This is a genomic window from Streptomyces sp. CoH27 (assembly GCF_020181035.1).
Classification (GTDB): domain Bacteria; phylum Actinomycetota; class Actinomycetes; order Streptomycetales; family Streptomycetaceae; genus Streptomyces; species Streptomyces camelliae.
The window spans coordinates 248,652-269,611 of record NZ_JAIQYY010000010.1 but is presented as its reverse complement, the minus strand read 5'-3'; the positions used below and the strand labels follow the sequence as shown (position 1 = coordinate 269,611).

At 70.3% G+C, this 20,960-nt stretch carries 18 protein-coding genes and 1 pseudogene; 13 read left to right on the top strand and 6 right to left on the bottom strand.

Annotation, left to right across the window (positions count from 1 at the left end; translation table 11 throughout):
• Nucleotides 1–58: 58 nt before the first annotated feature.
• Together LE548_RS46070 and LE548_RS18735 are read left to right on the top strand one after the other, a co-directional pair.
• Nucleotides 59–3,031, top strand: a complete 2,973-nt coding sequence (locus LE548_RS46070) for a VCBS repeat-containing protein (RefSeq protein ID WP_225098017.1) — start codon at nt 59–61, stop codon at nt 3,029–3,031.
• A gap of 297 nt (nt 3,032–3,328) precedes the next feature.
• Nucleotides 3,329–3,781, top strand: a pseudogene (locus LE548_RS18735) (tyrosine-type recombinase/integrase); the annotation flags it as partial.
• Nucleotides 3,782–4,211: 430 nt separating this feature from the next.
• Here LE548_RS18735 and LE548_RS18725 read toward each other — a convergent pair.
• Entirely contained in the window at nt 4,212–4,973 is a 762-nt protein-coding gene (locus tag LE548_RS18725) for a phosphoglyceromutase (RefSeq protein ID WP_225098016.1), read from the bottom strand.
• Between the two features lie 190 nt (nt 4,974–5,163).
• Between LE548_RS18725 and LE548_RS18720 the strand changes: the two genes are divergently transcribed.
• Entirely contained in the window at nt 5,164–6,420 is a 1,257-nt protein-coding gene (locus LE548_RS18720; protein WP_225098015.1) for an MFS transporter, read from the top strand.
• A gap of 357 nt (nt 6,421–6,777) precedes the next feature.
• Nucleotides 6,778–7,491 carry a DUF2637 domain-containing protein gene (locus LE548_RS18715; protein ID WP_225098014.1) on the top strand — a complete coding sequence of 238 codons (714 nt, stop codon included), beginning with the start codon at nt 6,778–6,780 and terminating at the stop codon, nt 7,489–7,491.
• A 75-nt stretch (nt 7,492–7,566) separates the two neighbouring features.
• Here the strand turns inward: LE548_RS18715 and LE548_RS18710 are convergent, their stop codons facing one another.
• The 3 genes from LE548_RS18710 to phoU form a co-directional block, all read right to left on the bottom strand.
• On the bottom strand, nt 7,567–7,776 hold the full coding sequence (locus LE548_RS18710) for a hypothetical protein (protein WP_225098013.1): 210 nt from the start codon (nt 7,774–7,776) through the stop codon (nt 7,567–7,569).
• A gap of 442 nt (nt 7,777–8,218) precedes the next feature.
• Entirely contained in the window at nt 8,219–8,374 is a 156-nt protein-coding gene (locus tag LE548_RS18705; protein WP_225098012.1) for a hypothetical protein, read from the bottom strand.
• Nucleotides 8,375–8,490: 116 nt separating this feature from the next.
• Nucleotides 8,491–9,180: a phosphate signaling complex protein PhoU gene (gene phoU / locus LE548_RS18700; protein WP_225098011.1), complete on the bottom strand. Its 690-nt coding sequence runs from the start codon at nt 9,178–9,180 to the stop codon at nt 8,491–8,493.
• 180 nt (nt 9,181–9,360) lie between these two features.
• Here phoU and LE548_RS18695 point away from each other — a divergent pair, with 180 nt between their 5' ends.
• Nucleotides 9,361–10,620: a cell wall metabolism sensor histidine kinase WalK gene (locus LE548_RS18695; RefSeq protein WP_225098010.1), complete on the top strand. Its 1,260-nt coding sequence runs from the start codon at nt 9,361–9,363 to the stop codon at nt 10,618–10,620.
• Nucleotides 10,617–11,297 carry a response regulator transcription factor gene (locus tag LE548_RS18690; protein WP_030342036.1) on the top strand — a complete coding sequence of 227 codons (681 nt, stop codon included), beginning with the start codon at nt 10,617–10,619 and terminating at the stop codon, nt 11,295–11,297. Before LE548_RS18695 ends, LE548_RS18690 begins: the two co-directional genes overlap by 4 nt.
• A 145-nt stretch (nt 11,298–11,442) precedes the next feature.
• On the opposite strand, the gene LE548_RS18685 is transcribed toward LE548_RS18690, so the two are convergent.
• Nucleotides 11,443–12,150 carry a DUF461 domain-containing protein gene (locus LE548_RS18685; protein ID WP_225098009.1) on the bottom strand — a complete coding sequence of 236 codons (708 nt, stop codon included), beginning with the start codon at nt 12,148–12,150 and terminating at the stop codon, nt 11,443–11,445.
• Between the two features lie 679 nt (nt 12,151–12,829).
• Here LE548_RS18685 and LE548_RS18680 point away from each other — a divergent pair.
• The 7 genes from LE548_RS18680 to LE548_RS18650 all read left to right on the top strand — a co-directional run bounded on the left by LE548_RS18680 (nt 12,830) and on the right by LE548_RS18650 (nt 19,953).
• Entirely contained in the window at nt 12,830–13,312 is a 483-nt protein-coding gene (locus LE548_RS18680) for a CarD family transcriptional regulator (protein ID WP_003953493.1), read from the top strand.
• Nucleotides 13,313–13,672: 360 nt separating this feature from the next.
• On the top strand, nt 13,673–14,425 hold the full coding sequence (gene ispD, locus LE548_RS18675; protein WP_225098008.1) for a 2-C-methyl-D-erythritol 4-phosphate cytidylyltransferase: 753 nt from the start codon (nt 13,673–13,675) through the stop codon (nt 14,423–14,425).
• A complete protein-coding gene (ispF, locus tag LE548_RS18670; protein WP_225098007.1) occupies nt 14,415–14,921 on the top strand; it encodes a 2-C-methyl-D-erythritol 2,4-cyclodiphosphate synthase in 507 nt (168 codons plus the stop codon). The genes ispD and ispF overlap by 11 nt, the downstream gene beginning before the upstream one ends.
• A 185-nt stretch (nt 14,922–15,106) precedes the next feature.
• Entirely contained in the window at nt 15,107–15,511 is a 405-nt protein-coding gene (locus LE548_RS18665) for a PPOX class F420-dependent oxidoreductase (RefSeq protein WP_225098006.1), read from the top strand.
• A 60-nt stretch (nt 15,512–15,571) separates the two neighbouring features.
• The gene (cysS, locus tag LE548_RS18660) at nt 15,572–16,966 is read left to right on the top strand and encodes a cysteine--tRNA ligase (RefSeq protein WP_225098005.1); all 1,395 of its coding nucleotides are present in this window, start codon (nt 15,572–15,574) and stop codon (nt 16,964–16,966) included.
• A 119-nt stretch (nt 16,967–17,085) separates the two neighbouring features.
• A complete protein-coding gene (gene rlmB, locus LE548_RS18655) occupies nt 17,086–18,027 on the top strand; it encodes a 23S rRNA (guanosine(2251)-2'-O)-methyltransferase RlmB (RefSeq protein ID WP_225098004.1) in 942 nt (313 codons plus the stop codon).
• A gap of 153 nt (nt 18,028–18,180) precedes the next feature.
• Nucleotides 18,181–19,953, top strand: a complete 1,773-nt coding sequence (locus tag LE548_RS18650) for a DoxX family protein (RefSeq protein ID WP_225098003.1) — start codon at nt 18,181–18,183, stop codon at nt 19,951–19,953.
• Nucleotides 19,954–20,017: 64 nt separating this feature from the next.
• Here LE548_RS18650 and LE548_RS18645 read toward each other — a convergent pair whose 3' ends face one another.
• Nucleotides 20,018–20,749 (bottom strand): nucleotidyltransferase family protein, encoded by a 732-nt coding sequence (locus LE548_RS18645; RefSeq protein WP_225098002.1) that lies wholly within the window; start codon nt 20,747–20,749, stop codon nt 20,018–20,020.
• Nucleotides 20,750–20,960: the final 211 nt, after the last annotated feature.

Genomic DNA, 20,960 nt, shown 5'->3' with positions numbered 1-20,960 from the left:
TACCCCCACCATGGCCGGCGTTGAGCGCCCGGTGCGCTCCCTTCATGGGGAGGAACGGGTGGCTCAACACCCTCACAGACGCGGCCGTCTGCTGGCCGCGGCCACCGCGACCGTGCTCGCGGCAACCTTCGCTGTTCCCGTCGCCTGGGCGGACACCGCCGCACCAGCACCGGTCACCGCGCCAATCACCCTGCCGGCCGAGACCGTTCCGGCCTCCGTCGACCCGGGCCAGGTCGTCGGCGTCTCCTCGTCCGGCGTCCTGCACGGCAGTTACGGGAACAGCTACGCCTGGACCGACTTCGCCTCCGGGACGACCACGCAACTGGCGTTCCCGGCCGGTACCCGGGACGCCCGGTACGCCGGCAACGGGCTGGTGGCGTTCTACGCCAACGGCGCCGGCGGCACTCCGCTGGTGTTCCAAAGTCTTTCCGACGGCAGCCGCCGGACGGCCTGCGACTGCTACGTGTACGGCGCCTTCGCCGGAAAGGCCCTGGTGTCCAACCACGGCGGGGGGCTGGCACTCGCCTCGCCGGACGGCACCCTCACCCCGGTCGCCGCACCGACCGGCGCCGTGTTCAGCAGCTCGGTCTGGGGCGGTGGGGACAACGATCACATGCTGATCCCCTATGAGCAGAATGGCGCCCAGTACTACTTGTGGATCAACGCTGACGGCAGCAACTCCGTGATCGACGCGTCCTCGCTGCCGGGGACGGGACAGTTCGCTGTCGGTGACGGCAAGCTCGTTTTTCTGAACGCCGCCGGCGACGTCCGGGTCTTCGACGCAAGCGACGTCACGGCGCCCCCGGTGTCCGTCACCCTGAGTCTGCCCGGCCCGTCCCGCCCGGTCGGAGTGGTGGGGGACAACCTCATCGTGGTCACGTCGGCAGGGGGTTCCGGCTTCACGTTGTCGGCGCTCCCGCTGAACGGGGGGCCCGGCCAGTCCCTGGGCACCGGATACCCGCGCACCGTGCCGCTCACCGATCCGGAGTCCCCGGACGGCAAGGTCGTGGTCGCGCAGACATCGGCGTCCGGCACCACCCTGCGTGTGCTGACCGCAGCCTCCGACGGCTCCGTGGACTCGACCGCGATCGCGGACTTCCCAGTGGCCACCTGGCGGCCGGACGCCCTCGCGCTGGCGAACGGGGAACTGGACGCCGCCTACACCAGCCCGTACGCCCCGGACAGTTCCCGGATGGAGCACACAGAGCTGCCCGTCGATGCCGCGGGGAGCACGGGTGCGACCACCCCACTGAATGCCCTGCCGCAGGGGGACGCGCTGTTCGCCTCCGCGGACGGCTCACCGGTCGAGGTGGACACGGCGAACGGCGACATCATTTCGGGCGCCGGGTCCAAATCCTCCACCGGCCTGTCCGACCTGCGCGATGTCCAGGTGGCCGGTTCGACCGAGGCGTTCAGCGGCCTGACACCGGCAGGGACCCGGATCATCCAGGTCGGTACGGGCGTCGAGGCGAAAACGTGGCCGTTCAGCACATTCGCGCTGTCCGCGACCACCCTGTGGACCCAGACCGCGCCGGGCACGGTCACCGGCGTCAACCTGAACACGTCCCCCTCCACCGCCCCCGCGCCCGGCACCTTCACCGTCGCGAACTGCCCGCTGTCGGTACTGCGGGCGAACGGCCCCTGGATCTACTGGGCCTGTGCCACGGCCGACGGAGGCGCTGGGGTGTACAACACGGTGACCCGCATGTCGGTGCCCGTGCCGTGGACCGCCGACGGGGACACCGCGCTCGGCGACGGGTTCGCGGCGACCGCCTCCGGCAGCACCCTCAGCGTCACCGACGTCACCAGCGGTACGGCGCAGACCCGCAAGGTCGCCGATCTGGCCGACCCCGTGCTGGGACAAGGCTGGACCGTCGACCCGTACGGCGGCGGGATCGCGTACGCGGGCAGCGACGGCACGGTGCACGTGGTGCCCAGCGGGGTGTCGCCGTCCGACGTGGCCCTGTACGGCGAGACGACAATCGGCGTCAGGAGCGCCGGTACGGCGTGGCAGGGCACATGGCAGGTCACCCGCCCGATCGCCTCCTGGACGCTGACCGTGACGAGCGTGGCCACCGGCAGGGTCGTCAGCACCGTCACCGGCGGTCCGGCCCGCGCGCAGTTCACCGCGCAATGGGACGGCACCGAGCCGGGCATCACCCGGCCCTCGATCGGGCCCTACACGTGGAAGATCACCGCACGGCCGGCCGACGGCCTGGGCCCGGACGCCACCAGCACGGGTACGACCCTGCTGCCCGGCGGCGCACCGGCGTTCCACGACTTCCAGTCGGCGAACGGCCTTCCGGACACCTTCGGCGACATCCTGGTCCGCACCTCGGCGACCACCTTCTCCTTCAAGGACAGCACCGGAAACGGCTCCTTCATCCCGCTCAAGGGCAAGTCGACCTGGCCCGCCGGCACCACGGTGGTGCCGTTCGGTCCTCTGCGCGACCGGAAGACCAACGACGTGCTCGTACGCACGCCGTCCGGTGATCTGCGCGCGTACTCGACCCTGTCCAACGGCAGCGCCTACACCGACCTGGGCACCGGCTGGAACCAGTTCAAGTGGCTCGGCCACGCCGGGGACGTCAACGGGGACGGGTACCCGGACCTGCTGGCGTGGAGCGCGTCGAACGGCAACCTGTACCTGTACCCGGGCAACGCCCAGGGCCGGTTCGGGGCGCGGACGCTGCTGCGCACCGGCCTGGCGTACACCAAGCTGATCGCGGTCGGGGACGTCACCGGTGACGGGGTGGGGGACCTGCTGGCGTACGACTCCAAGCGGAACCTGTGGCTCATGGCCGGCAACGGCAAGAGCAACTACGCGGCGCGCAAGGAGGTCTTCGCCGACTGGGGACAGGGATACAACACGATCATCGGTGTGGGCGACGTGACCGGTGACGGCAAGGCGGACCTGCTGGAACGCGACTCCGCCGGCAACGTCTGGGTCAACCCCGGCCGCGGAAACGGCACGTTCGGCGCACGAATCAAGGCCGACACCGGCTGGCAGAACTACCTGAATCTCTACTGACGGCCACACGGCGCGGGGCCGGAGGACAGTCCTCCGGCCCCAGACATACTCCAACCAGGCCTACGCCGTCGGCTGACCTGGCGCTTGCCGATAACTGGATGTCAAACGCCCCGGACCAAGATTGGTCCGGGGCCTTCCCCGCTGTGCCACCGACAGGATTCGAACCTGCGACACCCGCTTCAGGAGTTCGATCCAAGCGCGGCCCAGCAGCGCCACCGCGTGGCCAGGTCGAATGTGCTGAGCCGTGCATGAACGCCCGTGTCCGGTGCTGTTGATGTCACCCGTGGATGTCAGCCGGAGCTAGCGCTCCCTGGTCCAGTCGCTGACGCTCTCCGCGCCCACATGAAGCGGTTCCCTCCGGTCGAGATCACCTTGCCGTGGAAGGTGGCGGACGGCCCTCCGGTGACCAAGCGGCTGATCTTCACCGGGCCGTGCGGCGGACACGTCTGGCATACGTCGCTCAACGAGGAGGTGTGGAAGCGCGCCCTCGCCTCGGCTGGGGTGATCCCCGAGCGGAAGCCGGGCGGGTCGTACGTCGAGTCCCGGGAGAACGGCATGCACGCCCTCCGCCACTTCTACGCCTCGGAGCTCCTGGACGCCGGCGAGAACATCAAGGCACTCGCCGAGTACCTGGGCCACTCAGACCCGGGCCTGACGGTGCGGGTGTACGCGCACCTGATGCCCTCCAGCCAGGAGCGCACCCGCAAGGCCGTGGCCGCCGTTTTCAGCGGCGAAATAGCCGGTGTCTGAGACGGCTCAGGCACTTACGCTCCTCATCAGAAACGGGAGGGGAACAGGGATGGCGGTCAAGTACTTCACCTTGGTCTGCGACGACCTGCCCCATGAGGTGGTGCTCGTCCATCCGGGTGCCTGTCCACTCGACGTGGTCCGGGTCGTACGCCGGATAGCTGGACTGAGCCTCTGGGGTAGCAAGGTCCTGGTGGATCGACCCCCGTCGTGATTCTCGACCGCATTCCGGAAGAGACCGCCGAGAGAGCGGTCGCGGCCCTGCGCGAGGCAGGAGGACAGGCAGAGCTGAGGCAGCAGCCGGCACAGCACTCCCCCGGCCCTGTTGCCTCACGGCCCGGTCGGGCAGCTCACGGCCCAGAGACGGCCCCAGGACAGCATCAAGCCCTCTACCAGCGGACAATCCGCAGGTAGAGGGCTTGATCAGTACGGCTTACTTCTTCTTGCCCTGGTTCTTGACCGCCTCGATCGCCGCCGCGGCCGCCTCGGGGTCGAGGTACGTGCCGCCGGGGGTGACCGGCTTGAAGTTCTCGTCCAGCTCGTAGGAGAGCGGGATGCCCGTCGGGATGTTCAGGCCCGCGATATCGGCGTCGGAGATGCCGTCCAGGTGCTTGACCAGGGCGCGCAGGCTGTTGCCGTGGGCGGCGACGAGGACCGTGCGGCCGGCCAGGAGGTCGGGGACGATGCCGTCGTACCAGTAGGGGAGCATCCGGACGACGACGTCCTTCAGGCACTCCGTGGCCGGGCGCAGCTCCGGCGGGATGGAGGCGTAGCGCGGGTCGTGCGCCTGGGAGAACTCGGAGTCGTCCGCGAGCGGCGGGGGCGGGGTGTCGTACGAGCGGCGCCAGAGCATGAACTGCTCCTCGCCGAACTCGGCCAGCGTCGCCGCCTTGTCCTTGCCCTGCAGGGCGCCGTAGTGGCGCTCGTTCAGGCGCCAGCTGCGGTGGACCGGGATCCAGTGGCGGTCGGCGGCTTCCAGGGCCAGCTGCGCGGTGCGGATCGCGCGCTTCTGGAGGGACGTGTGGACCACGTCCGGGAGAAGGTCGGCGTCCTTCAGGAGCTCGCCACCGCGGACTGCCTCCTTCTCGCCCTTCTCGTTGAGGTTGACGTCCACCCAGCCGGTGAACAGGTTCTTCGCGTTCCACTCGCTCTCGCCGTGGCGGAGGAGGATCAGCTTGTACGGTGCGTCGGCCATGGGAAAGAGCGTAATCCACCCGTTCGGGGCGCCGCCCGGGTCGGCCGATGGGTGGACAGTTGACGGCATCTGTTAATCCAGTGGCCGGCGGCATCCCCCAGTTTGTAAGTTGTGCCTACCGCTTGAGCCGCTTACAACGCCCTACGCCGAGGCGTCGTACACCCGTCGTACACCCATGGGGGGATCCGCCATGTCCGCCGCCCGTCTCAGACGTGCCGCCCGGGAGACCGTCTCCGGGCTCCCCCGTGAGTTCTGGTGGCTGTGGACCAGCACCCTGGTCAACCGGCTCGGCGCCTTCGTGGCCACCTTCATGGCCCTGTACCTCACCCTCGACCGCGGCTACTCCGCCTCGTACGCCGGTCTCGTCGCCTCGCTGCACGGGCTCGGCGGGGTCGTCTCCTCGCTGGGCGGCGGGGTGATGGCCGACCGGCTGGGCAGGCGGCCGACCCTGCTGATCGCGCAGTCCGCGACGGCAGCCTCGGTCGCGCTGCTCGGCTTCATGACCGACCCGGCCGCCATCGCCGCCGTCGCCTTCCTCGTGGGTATGGCCTCCAACGCCTCGCGCCCGGCCGTGCAGGCGATGATGGCCGACATCGTCCGTCCCGAGGACCGCGTCCGCGCCTTCTCCCTGAACTACTGGGCCATCAACCTCGGGTTCGCCGTCTCCTCCATGGCCGCCGGGTTCATCGCCGAGTTCAGCTATCTCGCCGGGTTCCTGATCGAGGCCGGGATGACGGCCTGCTGCGCGCTCGTCGTCTTCCTGAAGGTGCCCGAGTCCCGCCCGGCCGCCGCGAGCGCCAAGGGCGCGGAGGGCGAGGTCAGCCTCAAGGCCGTGCTGCGCGACGGGCGGTACATGGCCGTCGTCGGCCTGTCCTTCCTGGTCGCCCTGATCTTCCAGCAGGGGTCCGTCGGACTGCCGGTGGCCATGGGCGAGGCCGGGTTCTCGCCCGCCGACTACGGCCTCGCCATCGCGGTCAACGGCATCCTGATCGTCGCCCTGCAGATCCCGGTCACCCGGTTCATCGAGCACCGCGACCCGCGCACCCTGCTGATCGTCTCCTCGGTACTCGCCGGCTACGGCTTCGGTCTCACGGCCTTCGCGGGCTCGGTCGGCGTCTTCATGGTCACCGTGTGCGTCTGGACCCTCGCCGAGATCGTCAACGCGCCCACCCAGACCGGCCTCGTCGTCCGCCTGTCCCCGGTGCACGGCCGCGGCCGCTACCAGGGCGTCTACACCCTGTCCTGGTCCCTCGCCGCCCTGGTCGCCCCGCTGATGTCCGGCGCGGTCATCGACCTGTGGGGCGCGCAGTGGCTGTGGGGGATGTGCGCGGTGGTGGGGACGGTCGCCGGGCTGGGGTACGGGGTGCTCATGCGGAGGCTGCCGAACGAGCGGCCGGCGGCCGAGCGGGGCAGCGCGCGTGCCGCCGGATCGGCGTCGACCATTTAATTCCATGGCCGACCATCTCATTCCAGTATTCACGGAATGTAATTGGACGCATATTCATAAATCTTCGCCGCTGCGTCAACAAGCACTCGAAAGCTCCCCTTTCGGGCCACCCAGATCCCTCGAATGCCCCAAACCCCGCTTCCGGGAGCCGTCGTTAGCTCACCGTGACGCGATTGCACTGGCGCACTGCCGAAGATAATCCGACGACGCTCCACTGGGGTGATGAGGTGGACCGCACGTCGTGCTCGGACCTGCTCACTGATTTTCTGAAGAGACTCAGCGCAGTGGAAAATGAATACTGGCGGGCCATGGCGGATCTGTACGGGGCGTCCTGAGGCTGGGCCCGGAGGTTTATCGATGGACAGGATTCATCACGACACAGGCTGCTACGACGCGGGCCGCTACGACGACGCGGGCCGCTACGACGACGCGGGCCGCTACGACTCCGGTCTCTACGGCGACGCCTGGAGCGTGCCGGACGCGGGCATGGCGCCGAACGACTGGGACCCGGTCGAGGAGCTGGCCCAGATGCTGGCCGCGCCGACCGTCGCCATCCCCGTTCCCGACCCGCCGACCGTGCCGGCCCCGCGCCGGAGCAGTCGGCGGCGGGTCCGCCAGGAGCCCCATGTGTTCGACGGCGGCCGTCGTATCACTCACATCACGCTGCTGATCGTGGCGGTCTCGCTGTGTGCGGTGTGCATGCTGGCATGGTCCCTCTGCTATTCGTACGGCCAACTGTGCGTGATCGCCTCGTCGGTGCTGCCGGCGAGTCTCGCGAAATACTGGCCGCTGACGGTGTACGGGCCGTGGTTCGTGGCGGCGCTCTCCGTTCTGCGGGCCACCGCTCAACGTCGGGCTGCGCGGCGGTCCTGGGGTGTTGTGCTGGCAACCTCCGTGATGGCCGTGGCGCTCTGCGTCAGCCACTCGTCACACACGCTGCTCTCGTTAGTGATCTTCGGAATTCCGCCGGTCACCGCTCTGGTGTGTTTCTGGGAACTGGTCGGCCAGATCTCGACCAGGAGCCGGGCCCGGCACGCCACATATACCGATCCGCCGAATTCCCTGCCGTGACGACCGAGCCCCCTGTCCGGCGGTTCTCCGCGGGACAGGGGGCTCGGTGCGGTGCGGTCAGGCCGGCAGCGCGCCTCAGAGGGAGACGCTGACGCTGGCGTGGCCGTACTGGCCGAGGAGGCCGAGGGCCTCGCCCTTGACGCCGTCGAGCTGGGACAGCACCTCGGCGCTGCTGAGGGTCGTGGTGCCGAGGGTGGCGTTCGCCTCGGGGCTCAGGCCGCCGGAGACGTTGTCGAGCTCGGCGTCGGAGATCTCGGCGGTCTGAACCTGGTGAGCGGAGTTCATGGGGAAACTGCCCTTCGCATGGATGGTCCACAAGGGGGAGCGGCCCGGCTGGGGACAGACGACGGGCCGCGGCCGCAGGTACGCGCCAGCCTTTTCAGGACACCTTGGCGCGATCCCGGCGGCCCGAGCGATCAAACCACGGAGCGCGCCGGGCATCCAGTCAACCGCCGCTCCCGCCTGCCCAGTTGGCAGCCCTGTTCGACGTATCGGTGCACGCGTGGTCACGCGTTGAGGGCAGTTTCTCCACACATCCTTGCCATACAGGCGGGTCACAGCTCTTGTTGTGGCCATGCCGACTGGGACAACTCCGTACGAACGGACCCCGGAAGCCCGCAGTTGCGTGCGCACTGTGCAGATTCGGTTCACGGACCCGACGGCGCATACGACAAAGGGCCGGTGTGAAACGAGTTCACACCGGCCCCGGGTGTTCGCGGGTGTTTCGTCAGCCGCACTGGCAGGGGTTGCCCTGCTGGCACCCGCAGCCGCAGCCCGAGCCGCAGCCGCACGCGCCGAACAGCGGAAGGCTCCTGGTCTCGGCGGGCTGGTCGCTCTGGCGCTCCTGGGTGGGGTCGGGCGTGGTGCTGGGGGATTCGGCCATGGGTCCCTCCTGGATGCTGGGGCAGCAGTGCCCTCGCCCATTTCATGCCCGCTCCCCAGGGCGCATCAACGGCGCATGGAGGCGCCCACGCGCCCCGCGGCCCGGCCCCGGCGGGGTTACGCGCCCTCGACGCCCGTCACCGGCTGGATGTCCGGCTGGAGCTCGTCCGCGTGCTCGCCCGTGACCAGATAGACGACGCGCTTGGCGACCGCGACCGCGTGGTCGGCGTACCGCTCGTAGTAGCGGCCGAGGAGCGTGACGTCCACCGCCGTCTCGATGCCGTGCTTCCAGCGCTCGTCGATCAGGTGCTGGAAGAGCGTGCGGTGCAGCAGGTCCATCTCGTCGTCGTCCTGCTCCAGCTGGAGCGCGAGATCGACGTCCTTCGTGATGATCACCTCGGCCGCCTTCGCCATCAGGCGCTGCGCGAGCTGGCCCATCTCCAGGATCGTGGCGTGCAGGTCGTTCGGGACCGCGCGCTCGGGGAAGCGCAGCCGGGCCAGCTTCGCCACGTGCTGGGCCAGGTCGCCGGAGCGCTCCAGGTCGGCGGACATGCGCAGGCTGGTGACGACGATGCGGAGGTCGGTCGCCACCGGCTGCTGCCGCGCCAGCAAGGCTATGGCCCGCGCCTCCAGGTCGTGCTGGAGCTCGTCGACCTTCTGGTCCGCCTCGATGACACTCTCGGCCAGCTTCAGGTCGGCGTCCAGGATGGCGGTCGTGGCGCGCCCGATCGCCGACCCGACCAGCCGGGCCATCTCCACCAGACCGTCGCCGATCGAGTCAAGTTCCTCGTGGTACGCGTCCCGCATCAGGGTTCCCTCTCATAGGTGTGCTTGGTCCCCACGCTCCCACGTTCTGCCCCACACGCGTCCGTTTCTGCCACCCCAAATGAACCAATACTGGCTCCAAGGTGAACTCTGGGCGACGAGTGTTCGAGGACGCACCGTGACGGCTGTGGTCATGTCGTACCCCCTGCTTAACCTGGATGCATGGACGTGAACGCGGCGGTCGCCGCAGCGGCAGCGATCGCCGGGGTGCTCACCGGCGTCATCGCCATGCTGGCGTTCCGCTGGAGCGAACGCGACCAGAAGCGACCGACCAGGACTTCCTTGCACACCGATCCCGTACTCCCGCCCGGCGTGGACACCGTGCTGTCCGTGCTCCGCTCCTCGGCCGTCGTCCTCGACGAGGCCGACGCCGTGGTCAAGGCCAGCTCCGCCGCCTACGCCCTCGGGCTGGTCCGCGGCGGCAAGCTCTCCGTCGAGCCCATGCTCCAGATGGCGCGGGACACCCGGAGAGACGGCGAGATACGCCAGGTCGAGCTGGATCTGCCCCGCCGCGGCACCGGACGCGGCGAGGCCCTCGCCGTCTCCGCGCGCGTGGCCCCGCTCGGCTCCCGTCTGGTCCTGCTGCTGGTCGAGGACCTCACCGAGGCCCGCCGGATCGAGGCGGTACGACGCGACTTCGTGGCGAACGTCAGCCATGAGCTGAAGACGCCCGTCGGCGCGCTGTCCCTCCTCTCCGAGGCGGTCATGGACGCCTCCGACGACCCCGAGGCCGTCCAGCGCTTCGCGGGCCGCATGCAGATCGAGGCGACCCGGCTGACCAACCTGGTCCAGGAGCTCATCGACCTCTCCCGCGTGCAGAACGACGATCCGCTGGAGGACGCCGAGCCCGTCCGCGTGGACGAGCTGGTCGCCGAGGCCATGGACCGCTGCCGCCACCAGGCCGGTACAAAGCAGATCATCATGTCCGCCGGGGGCACAGCCGACCTGCACGTCTGGGGGAACCGCGGCCAGCTGGCCGCCGCCCTCGGCAACCTCGTCGAGAACGCCGTGAACTACTCCCCGGCCCGCACCCGCGTCGGCATAGCCGCCCGCCGGGTCAACGCACCCGGCGGGGACATGATCGAGCTGGCCGTCACGGACCAGGGCATCGGCATCTCCGACAAGGACAAGGAGCGCATCTTCGAGCGCTTCTACCGCGTCGACCCGGCCCGCTCCCGGGCCACCGGAGGCACCGGCCTGGGTCTCGCGATCGTCAAGCACGTGGTCGCCTCGCACGGCGGGGAGGTCACGGTCTGGAGCGCCGAAGGCCAGGGCTCCACGTTCACCCTCAGGCTGCCGGAGGCGGGCGCGGCCCGCGACCGCGCATCGCAGCACCCCGACCCCGACCTCGATGGCGAGGCCGGCGGCTCCACCGAGTCATCCCCGTACGAACCGCTTCCCGCCCCGGAGGTCCTTCCGTGACCCGAGTGCTCGTCGTCGAGGACGAGGAGTCCTTCTCCGACGCCCTGTCGTACATGCTCCGCAAGGAGGGCTTCGAGGTCGCCGTCGCGGCCACCGGGCCCGACGGACTCGACGAGTTCGAGCGCAACGGCGCCGACCTCGTCCTCCTCGACCTGATGCTGCCGGGTCTGCCCGGTACGGAGGTGTGCCGACAGCTGCGCGGCCGCTCCAACGTCCCCGTGATCATGGTGACCGCGAAGGACAGCGAGATCGACAAGGTCGTGGGCCTCGAAATAGGAGCCGACGACTACGTCACCAAGCCCTTCTCCTCCCGCGAGCTGGTCGCCCGCATCCGCGCGGTGCTCCGCCGCCGCGGCGAGCCGGAGGAGGTCACCCCGGCCGCGCTGGAGGCGGGCCCGGTCCGCATGGACGTCGACCGCCACGTGGTGACGGTGGCCGGCTCCAAGGTCGACCTCCCGCTCAAGGAGTTCGACCTCCTGGAGATGCTGCTGCGCAACGCGGGCCGCGTCCTGACCCGCATGCAGCTGATCGACCGCGTCTGGGGTGCCGACTACGTGGGCGACACCAAGACCCTCGACGTCCACGTCAAGCGCCTCCGCGCCAAGATCGAACCGGACCCGGGCGCGCCGCGGTACCTGGTGACGGTCCGGGGCCTGGGCTACAAGTTCGAGCCGTAAACCGGGCTCCGAGTCCGAGCCGTGAGCCGTAGGGCGGTCGTACGACTCGGTCCGAGCCGTGAGCCGTACGGCGGTCGTACGACTCGCGGTACCCACGACGAAGGGCGGCGCCCCCGCAGGGGTGCCGCCCTCGTGCGTACGTCGGTCAGTGACCGGTGGTCGACTGGGACGCGGAACCGGTCGGGGTGGCGCCGGTGGACGCGGACTCGCTCGCGCCCGCCGACGGGGTCGCCTTGCCGCCCTTGCCCTTGCCCTTCGCCGGCTTGCCGCTGGCGGAAGCGGACGCGCCCGGGGCGCCGGACGGGCTCGCCGGAGCGGACGGGCTCGCCGGAGCGGACGGGATCGTGCTCGGGCCCCACTTGTCGAAGTAGCTGGTGGCCGGGACCACGAAGGCGTCCAGGCTCACGGCGCCGGTCTTGCTGAGGGTGAAGGTGAGCTTCTGGACGTTGCCGTCCTTGACCGCCTCACGGCCGCTGGGCAGCTCGGCGGAGGCGTTGCCCTTGCCGCCGAGGAGCAGGGAGCCGTGCGCCGGGACGGTCAGGCTCTGGCCCCTGGGGGCGGTCAGCGTGACCGACCCGCTCGTGCCCGGGAGGGAGATGGACTGGAGGGTCTCGTCCGTGGGGCCCTGGTTGAACAGGGTCGCGGAGATCACGGCCGGCCCGGTGGACTGCAGGTCCGGCTGGGTGATGATCAGGGCGTTCTGGACCTTGATGTTGCCGACGGCGGTCGCCGCGTTGTCCGGCTTGATTCCCAGGGTCTGTGAGTCGTTGCCGGCGCCGCAGGCGGCGAGCGAGGCGATCGAGAAGACGATGGCGGAGGCGGCGAGGGCGCCGCGTCGAAGGCTGCTGCTCACGGCGGCGGCAACTCCTTGAACGCGCGGGCGGCTCCCCTTATAAAGCCACCCTAAGTGTCTGTCAGCGGGCTTAGGTTACCGAGCCGTTCCCACGCCACCGCACCCGACCCTCCCCAAGAGGCCGCCTTGGCCTCCGGCTGGGGGTACTGCGGGCCTCTCGTCACTCCAGTCACAAGTGACTCTTGAGTCACTTTGGCGAGGCGCTCGTCCGCCATTCGCATAACCGCGCGCAAAATTTCCGTGAAGGAATGTGAGCCCCTTCGATGACATCTTCGATGGCGCCTTCCGATGACGCCTTCGATGACCGTCTTCGAGGACCGTCCCCGATATTGATCATCGGACACCCCTCCGCGCGTCGTTGATCAATTCCGGATTCGTGCGGCGTCCGGCTCCGGATCGGCCCCCGCACGCCGAACGGAGTAGCGGAAGTCGCACGCTTGGAACAGGACAAATCGGGATGTTAAGCCACTTGGAGAGGGCGCTCGGTGTGTGTAACGTACGCGTTTCACCCCGCCTGAAGAGCCCCTCCGACCTGCGAATACCCGCTTCCGCAGGCCCTTCGCAGCACGTTCCTGTCGCTGTTGTCAAGCCCCGAGATATGCCCTGACCTGCGAAAACGCCATTCAGAAGACGCCGTATCCGTGTTACCCTGGATAGCCACGGAAGGGGTACCTGTCACATGACGTTCAAGGTTGGCGACACCGTGGTCTATCCCCATCACGGGGCCGCGCTGATCGAGGCCATCGAAACTCGCCAGATCAAAGGCGTGGACAAGACCTACTTGGTGCTGAAGGTTGCCCAGGGTGACCTGACGGTACGTGTGCCAGCGGACAATGCTGAGTTCGTGGGCGTGCGTGATGTGGTCGGTCAGGACGGGCTGGACCGGGTCTTCGAGGTGCTGCGCGCACCGTACGCCGAGGAGCCCACGAACTGGTCGCGTCGCTACAAGGCAAACCTGGAGAAGCTCGCCTCCGGCGATGTCATCAAGGTCGCGGAAGTCGTGCGTGACCTGTGGCGTCGTGAGCGCGAGCGCGGACTGTCCGCCGGTGAGAAGCGCATGCTCGCCAAGGCCCGCCAGATCCTGGTGAGCGAGCTGGCTCTCGCGGAGAACACGAACGAGGACAAGGCCGAGGCCCTGCTCGACGAGGTGCTCGCCTCCTGACACGCGCCGTGGGCGGCGACCTCTCGCTGCCGGCACGCTCAGCACAGTGAAATGCCGCGGTGCCCGATGACACTGACCCTGTCGCCGGGCGCTGCGGCATGTTCGTCCTCGCGGGTCGTCCCCGCAGGCGGGTCTGCGTCGGGGAACCGGTGGATCCTGGTGAATCCAGTGAATCCCCCGCCGCTGGATCCTTGGTGGACCCTCGGTCGATCAGCGAACGCGCCCCCCGATACTTGATGTGCCGGGCCCGGGCAGCTGACCTCGACCAGGGTCACGGAAGGGTCCGGTCAAGGGCGTCGCGCCCGGCACTCCTCCAGGCCATACCCACCTAGGTCGAGCACACAAACCTGACAGGAACCGATGTCTGACGAATCGCGCCCCTCACCTGCGCAGACCCCCGTCGCAGCCGTGATTCCCGCCGCCGGCCGGGGCGTACGCCTCGGTCCGGGCGCCCCCAAGGCGCTGCGCGCGCTGAACGGCACGCCCATGCTCATCCACGCGGTCCGCGCGCTCGCCGCGTCCCGCCATGTCTCCCTGGTGGTCGTCGTCGCCCCGTCCGACGGCGCCGCCGAGGTCAAGTCCCTGCTCGACGTGCACGCGCTGCCGGACCGCACGGACTTCCTGGTCGTCCCGGGCGGCGACACCCGCCAGGAGTCGGTCAAGCTCGGCCTTGACGCCCTGCCGCCCGAGTACGGAATCGTCCTCGTGCACGACGCGGCCCGCCCGCTCGTCCCGGTCGACACGGTCGACGCGGTCATCGAGGCCGTCCGCGAGGGCGCGCCGGCCGTCGTCCCGGCGCTGCCGCTGGCCGACACGGTCAAGGAGGTCGAGCCCGCGGCCGTCGCCGGCGAGCCGGAACCGGTCGTCGCCACGCCCGAGCGGGCCCGCCTGCGCGCCGTACAGACGCCGCAGGGCTTCGACCGTACGACCCTGGTCCGCGCGCACGAGACCGTCTCCGGCGATGTGACGGACGACGCGAGCATGGTCGAGCAGCTCGGCCTGCCGGTCGTGACCGTCCCGGGTCACGAGGAGGCCTTCAAGGTCACCCGCCCCCTCGACCTGGTCCTCGCCGAGGCGGTCCTGGCCCGCAGGAGGCTCAACGATGGCTTCTGAGGCCGGCTTCGTGCTGCCCCTGCCGCAGGTCGGCATCGGCACCGACATCCACGCCTTCGAGGAGGGTCGCGAGCTGTGGTGCGCGGGCCTGAAGTGGGAGGGGGAGGGCCCCGGGCTGGCCGGCCACTCCGACGCCGACGTCGTCGCCCACGCGGCCTGCAACGCCCTCTTCTCCGCCGCCGGGCTCGGTGACCTGGGGCAGCACTTCGGCACCGGCCGGCCCGAGTGGTCGGGCGCGCCCGGAGTCACGCTGCTCACCGAGGCCGCCCGGATCGTCCGCGCGGCGGGCTTCACCATCGGCAATATCGCCGTCCAGGTGATCGGCCCCCGCCCGAAGATCGGCAAGCGGCGCACCGAGGCCCAGAAGGTCCTCTCCGAGGCGGCCGGCGCCCCCGTCTCCGTCTCCGGTGCGACGACGGACGGCCTCGGCTTCCCCGGCCGCGACGAGGGCCTGATGGCGATCGCGACGGCACTGGTGGTGCGGACGGCGGGCTGACGGCGGAGCTGACGGCTGCGCCAGCGATGCGGAGGGCGGGCTGACGGCTGCGCCAGTGATGCGGCTGGCGGGCTGACGGCTGCGCCGGTGGTGCGGAGGGGCTGCTGACGGTGGCGCTCGCGGTGCGCGTGTGCCGAGAGCGTGCGAGGGTACCCGGAGAGTCATCGTCGACCGAGGAGGTACCCATGCCCGCCACCCTGCCCGACCGGCTCAAGTCCCTGCTCGACAGCCCTGTCTTCATCGTGGTGGGCACGATCCAGCCCGACGGCCGCCCGCAGATGTCCCCGGTGTGGGTGAAGCGGGACGGCGACCAGATCCTGTTCTCCACGACCGTCGACCGCCGCAAGAAGAAGAACCTCGACCGCGACCCCCGGGTGAGCGTCATCGTCCAGGACCCCGAGATGCCCTACGTCTACGGCGAGGTCCGGGGCACCGCGGAGTTCACCACCCAGGGCGCCAAGGACCTGATCGACGAACTGTCGATGAAGTACACCGGCAAGAAGTACGCAGAGTTCAACCCCGACTCCGTGAACGACGCCGCCCGGGTGATCGTCAAGATCACTCCCGAGAAGGTCGTAGGAATGTTCTGAGCCGGAATGTTCTGAGCCAAGAGGCGCAAGGCACCGCTCCGCGCCCACTACCCTGGAGTGGTGACTATTCGCCTGTACGACACCAGCGCCCGGCAGATCCGTGACTTCGCCCCGCTCAAGCCGGGTTGTGTCTCGATCTACCTGTGTGGCGCGACCGTGCAGGCCGCACCGCACATCGGGCACATCCGGTCGGGGCTCAACTTCGACATCATGCGCCGGTGGTTCACGTACCGCGGCTATGACGTGACGTTCATCCGGAACGTCACGGACATCGACGACAAGATCATCACCAAGGCCCATGAGCAGGGCCGCCCCTGGTGGTCGATCGGGTACGAGAACGAGCGTGCCTTCAACGAGGGCTACGCCGCCCTCGGCTGCCTGCCGCCGACGTACGAGCCGCGCGCCACCGGCCACATCACCGAGATGGTCGAGATGATGCAGCGCCTCATCGAGCGCGGCCACGCCTACGCGGCGGACGGCAACGTCTACTTCGACGTGCGGTCCTTCCCGCAGTACCTGGAGCTGTCCCGGCAGGAGCTGGACAATCTGCGCCAGCCGTCCGGCGAGGGCGAGACCGGCAAGCGGGACGAGCGGGACTTCGCGATGTGGAAGTCCGCCAAGCCGGGCGAGCCGACCTGGCCGACCCCGTGGGGAGAGGGCCGCCCCGGCTGGCACCTGGAGTGCTCGGCCATGGCGCACAAGTACCTGGGCACCGCCTTCGACATCCACGGTGGCGGCCTCGACCTGATCTTCCCGCACCACGAGAACGAGATCGCCCAGGCCAAGGCCTACGGCGACGACTTCGCCCGGTACTGGGTGCACAACGCCTGGGTCACCATGGCCGGCGACAAGATGTCCAAGTCGCTCGGCAACAGCGTCCTGGTCAGCGAGATGGTCAAGCAGTGGCGGCCGATCGTGCTCCGCTACTACCTGGGCACCCCGCACTACCGCTCGATGATCGAGTACAGCGAGGAGTCCCTGCGCGAGGCCGAGTCGGCGTTCGCGCGGATCGAGGGCTTCGTGCAGCGGGTCATCGAGCTGGCCGGGACCGTCGAGCCGGCCGCCGAGGTCCCGCCGGCCTTCGCCGAGGCGATGGACGACGACCTGGGTGTCCCGCAGGCCCTCGCGATCGTGCACACCACGGTCCGGCAGGGCAACAGCGCGCTGGCCGCCGACGACAAGGAAGCCGCCGTCGCCCGGCTCGCCGAGGTGCGGGCCATGCTCGGCGTCCTCGGCCTCGACCCGCTGGACGAGCAGTGGGCGGGCGAGTCCGACCAGGGCGAAGACCTGCACGGCGTGGTCGACAGCCTCGTCCGGCTGGTGCTGGACCAGCGCGAGTCCGCCCGCGCCCGCAAGGACTGGGCGACCGCCGACGCCATCCGCGACCAGCTCGCCCAGTCCGGCCTCGCCATCGAGGACAGCCCACAGGGCCCGCGCTGGAGCCTCAAGGCCTAGCCCCGCACGTGAAGATCAACTGTGCCGCCCGGCCCTCCGGGCGGCACACTGCATAAGGCGTACGTACATAAGACGTACGTACGACGCTCAACACGAAGCTCAACGGAGACGAGTAACTCATGGCCGCGAACAACCGCCGCATGTCCGGCAAGAAGGGCGCGCAGGTCGGCAGCGGTGGCCAGCGGCGCCGGGGCCTGGAGGGCAAGGGCCCGACCCCGCCCGCCGAGATGCGCAAGGGGCACGCCAAGCAGCGCGCCGCCGCCGCGAAGGCCCGCCGCGCACAGGGGCGTCCGCAAGCGCGCCGCGGCAGCGGCAAGTCGGCGTCCGAGCTGGTCGTCGGCCGTAACCCGGTCGTCGAGGCGCTCCGCGAGGGCGTTCCCGCCTCGACGCTCTACGTCCAGCAGTTCATCGACAACGACGAGCGCGTCCGCGAGGCCCTCCAGCTCGCCGCCGAGCGCGGCGGCATCAACCTGATGGAGGCCCCGCGCCCCGAGCTGGACCGCATGACCAACGGCCTCAACCACCAGGGCCTCGTCCTGCAGGTCCCGCCGTACGAGTACGCGCACCCCGAGGACCTGCTCGACGCGGCGGCCGACGAGGGCGAGGACCCGCTGGTCGTCGCGCTCGACGGGGTCACCGACCCGCGCAACCTCGGCGCGGTCGTCCGCTCCGTCTCCGCCTTCGGCGGCCACGGCGTCGTCGTCCCCGAGCGCCGCTCGGCCGGCATGACCGCCGGTGCCTGGAAGACCTCCGCCGGCGCGGCCGCCCGTACCCCGGTCGCCCGCGCCACCAACCTCACCCGCGTCCTGGAGTCGTACAAGAAGGCCGGCGTCACGGTCGTCGGGCTGGCGGCGGACGGCGAGGTCGAACTGGGCGAGCTCCAGGCCCTGGACGGCCCGGTCGTGATCGTGGTCGGCAGCGAGGGCAAGGGCCTGTCCCGCCTGGTCGGCGAAACCTGCGACTTCCGTGTGCGCATCCCGATGCCAGGTGGCGCGGAGTCGCTGAACGCCGGTGTGGCGGCGGGGATCGTCCTCTACGAGGCGGCGCGTCGGCGCGGCTGACGGCACGGCGCACCGACGGGACTGAACATCCGTCCAGAACTTCACTCTTGCGGGGTAATTCTGGTGCTCCTGTGGTGTTCGAGACGGCTTTGACGGGGTCCGGACACATCCGTCCGGTCAAAGCAGTGTCCTAACTCCATGTCACTCGGTTAGATGAGTGTGGACACCAGAACACCCCGCACACCCACGGGGGGACGCTCGTCGGGATTCAGCTCGGGATTCGCTTCCGGGCCCGACGAGGCTCCCGCGCTGAGCATGGTGAAGGTGCCGAGCGATCCGGCGCAGGTCATCGTCAATCACGCCAGCTTCCGCGTGCAGCTGGGCGCGTCGGCGAAGCGCCCCCAGTCCTCGCGGATCGCCCGGCATCTGAGCGCCGCCCAGGACACCGCCGGGATGCCCGTCGGGGGCCCGGCGGGCCGGGCGGGCGCCGCCGCCCGCCGCCGCCCCGTCGTGTGGAGCGGCAAGTCCGCCCCCGACGACACCGGCGCGCACCGGCTCCTCCAGGCCGTGCGGGGCAGCGTCCGCCAGGCCGACGAGACCGAGCCCGGCGCCACCCAGGTCATCCCGCGCGTCGGCACCCGCTACGGCGACGCCTACGACGACCTGGGCCAGACGGTCGAGACCCCCGTCGTGGGCCACCAGCGCACCGCCCCCGAGGCCGCCGACGGCACCCGTCTGCTGCCGCATATGCGCTCGACGACCGGCGCCTACGACGAACCCCCGTACGCGGAAACGGACTTCGAGCCCCACGACCGCTACGACGGCTACGACGATCGCGACCGCCACGACGGCTACGACGATCACGACCGCTACGACCGCTACGACGATCACGACCGCTACGACGGCTACGCGGAAGCAGCTGCCGCTGCCCAGGACGACACCCCGCGCCCCGCCCGCCGCCAGGGCGACGACCCGGCCCGGCACGCCTACTACCCCGGCCGCCGGATGAACCTGGGCGTGGTCCTCCTCCCCCTGCGCATCTTCCTCGGCTTCATCTCCATCTACGCCGGCATGGGCAAGCTGTGCGACCCCGTCTACTTCGACGGCGGCAAGCGCGGCTCGATGGTCAAGTGGCTCAACACCCTGCACCCGTGGGACGTGGCCGAGCCGCTGCGCCAGACCGCCCTGCACCACCCGGTCGGCGCCGGCCTGGTCATCGCGTTCCTCCAGGTGGTCGTCGGCGTCCTCACGATCCTCGGCTGCTGGCAGCGCGTGGCCGCGGTCGTCGGCGCCCTGCTCTCCGCCGCCCTGATCGTCACGGTCAGCTGGAAGACGGTCCCCGCCTACGACGCCCCCGACATCATCTACCTCGCCGCCTGGTCTCCGCTGATCATCGCCGGCGCCCCCGTCTACTCCGTGGACGGCCGCCTCGCCGCCGGCGCCTGGCGTCGCCTCGGCCCCCGCTCCGACATCTGGGAGCTGCGCCGTTACGTCCTGCGCCGCGGCGCGCTGATCACGGCCATCACGGTCGGCCTCACCCTGCTCGTCGGCTCCCTGCTGGGCGGCGCCGTACGCGACTCCAGCCGCGTGGTCGTCCCCGGCCCCGGCGAGGCCCCCCGCAACAACCTCCCCGGCTCCCCGCTCCCGCAGGGACCGGGCACGCGGCACCGCACCACCCCGTCGGCCTCCACAGCCCCCACAGGCGGCGCCACGGCCGGCGCGGGCCCGTCCGGCGCGGCGACGACCCCGGGCGCCAGGCACACGGCGGGCGGTACGACGACGACCCCCAGCGAGACCCAGGGCACTATGGGCCAGATCCCGCCCCGCCACTCCTCCCCGGCAGGCGGCACCCCGAGCACCACGGCGGGCCCGACGAGCACCGGCGGCACCTCGACCGGGGGCAGCTCCCCGTCGGGCGGCACGACCAGCTCCGGCGGCGCTTCGTCCTCCGGCCAGCCGGGCCTGGTGGGCGGCCTGCTGGGCTGACGGAACGAGCCAGGAGAGACAGCAGAGGGCCCCGTACCAGGGAAGGTACGGGGCCCTCTGACCGTCAACGACCCAACGCCGCAAGCTCCTTGGCCGCCTCCGTCAGATCCTTCGCGGTGTCGATGGCCCGCCAGTACGCCCCCTGCGGAATGGGGAATCCGAAGAGCCGCTCCTCCCGGGCCAGCCGGGGAAACGTGGTCCGTTCGTGATCGCCCCGCTCGGGGAGCAGCTCGGCGAACTCGGGCGAGAAGACGTACACACCGGCGTTGATCTCGAACGTCGACGGCGGAGCCTCGATGAAGTCGGTGACGTGCCCGAACCCGTCGGTCCGCACCGCACCCCAGGGAATACGGGGCCGGGCCAGAGCCAGCGTCGCGACAGCGTCCCGCTCGGTGTGGAAGTCGGCCATGTCCCGCAGGGAGAAGCGGGTCCAGATGTCGCCGTTGGTGGCGTACCACGGCTGGCCGGGGCGGGGGAGATGCGCGGCGGCGTACCGGAGGCCGCCGCCGCGGCCGAGGGGCTCGGTCTCCACGACGGTGGTGACGGAGACCGGCAGGTCGGCGGAGTCCAGCCACTTCTGCAGGACCTCGGCGAGGTGGCCGCAGGAGACCACCACGTCCGTCACGCCTTCCTCGGCGAGCCAGGTCAGCTGATGGCCGATGATCGGGGTGCCCGTGCCGGGGATCTCGACCATCGGCTTGGGCCGGTCGTCGGTGTACGGACGCAGCCGGGAACCCTGGCCACCGGCCAGGATCACGGCTTGGGTGGGGCGCGACGCGGCGCTGGGATGGGTCATGCCCGCACTGTACGCGGCGCCCTGCCCGGAGCGGACCGACAGCGACGCGCCGCCTACGGCTTCTGTCCAGGGCGGCCGGCAGCGACGCGCTGTTCACGGTTTACGGCTCCTGCCCGGAGCGGACCGACAGCGACGCGCCGCCTACGGCCCCTGTCCGCGGCTTACGGCCCCTGTCCGGGGCGGCCGGCAGGGACGCGATGCCGACCGGCCT

Excerpts from the sequence above, each read along its gene's own strand:
- LE548_RS18710 (WP_225098013.1), bottom strand. The coding sequence starts at position 7,776 with ATGAACTCCGCTCACCAGGTTCAGACCGCCGAGATCTCCGACGCCGAG.
- LE548_RS18725 (WP_225098016.1), bottom strand. The coding sequence starts at position 4,973 with ATGGCCGACGCACCGTACAAGCTGATCCTCCTCCGCCACGGCGAGAGC.
- phoU (WP_225098011.1), bottom strand. The coding sequence starts at position 9,180 with ATGCGGGACGCGTACCACGAGGAACTTGACTCGATCGGCGACGGTCTG.
- ispF (WP_225098007.1), top strand. The coding sequence starts at position 14,415 with ATGGCTTCTGAGGCCGGCTTCGTGCTGCCCCTGCCGCAGGTCGGCATC.
- LE548_RS18695 (WP_225098010.1), top strand. The coding sequence starts at position 9,361 with ATGGACGTGAACGCGGCGGTCGCCGCAGCGGCAGCGATCGCCGGGGTG.
- LE548_RS18705 (WP_225098012.1), bottom strand. The coding sequence starts at position 8,374 with ATGGCCGAATCCCCCAGCACCACGCCCGACCCCACCCAGGAGCGCCAG.
- ispD (WP_225098008.1), top strand. The coding sequence starts at position 13,673 with ATGTCTGACGAATCGCGCCCCTCACCTGCGCAGACCCCCGTCGCAGCC.
- LE548_RS18715 (WP_225098014.1), top strand. The coding sequence starts at position 6,778 with ATGGACAGGATTCATCACGACACAGGCTGCTACGACGCGGGCCGCTAC.
- LE548_RS18665 (WP_225098006.1), top strand. The coding sequence starts at position 15,107 with ATGCCCGCCACCCTGCCCGACCGGCTCAAGTCCCTGCTCGACAGCCCT.
- rlmB (WP_225098004.1), top strand. The coding sequence starts at position 17,086 with ATGGCCGCGAACAACCGCCGCATGTCCGGCAAGAAGGGCGCGCAGGTC.
- LE548_RS18720 (WP_225098015.1), top strand. The coding sequence starts at position 5,164 with ATGTCCGCCGCCCGTCTCAGACGTGCCGCCCGGGAGACCGTCTCCGGG.
- LE548_RS18650 (WP_225098003.1), top strand. The coding sequence starts at position 18,181 with ATGAGTGTGGACACCAGAACACCCCGCACACCCACGGGGGGACGCTCG.
- LE548_RS18680 (WP_003953493.1), top strand. The coding sequence starts at position 12,830 with ATGACGTTCAAGGTTGGCGACACCGTGGTCTATCCCCATCACGGGGCC.
- LE548_RS18645 (WP_225098002.1), bottom strand. The coding sequence starts at position 20,749 with ATGACCCATCCCAGCGCCGCGTCGCGCCCCACCCAAGCCGTGATCCTG.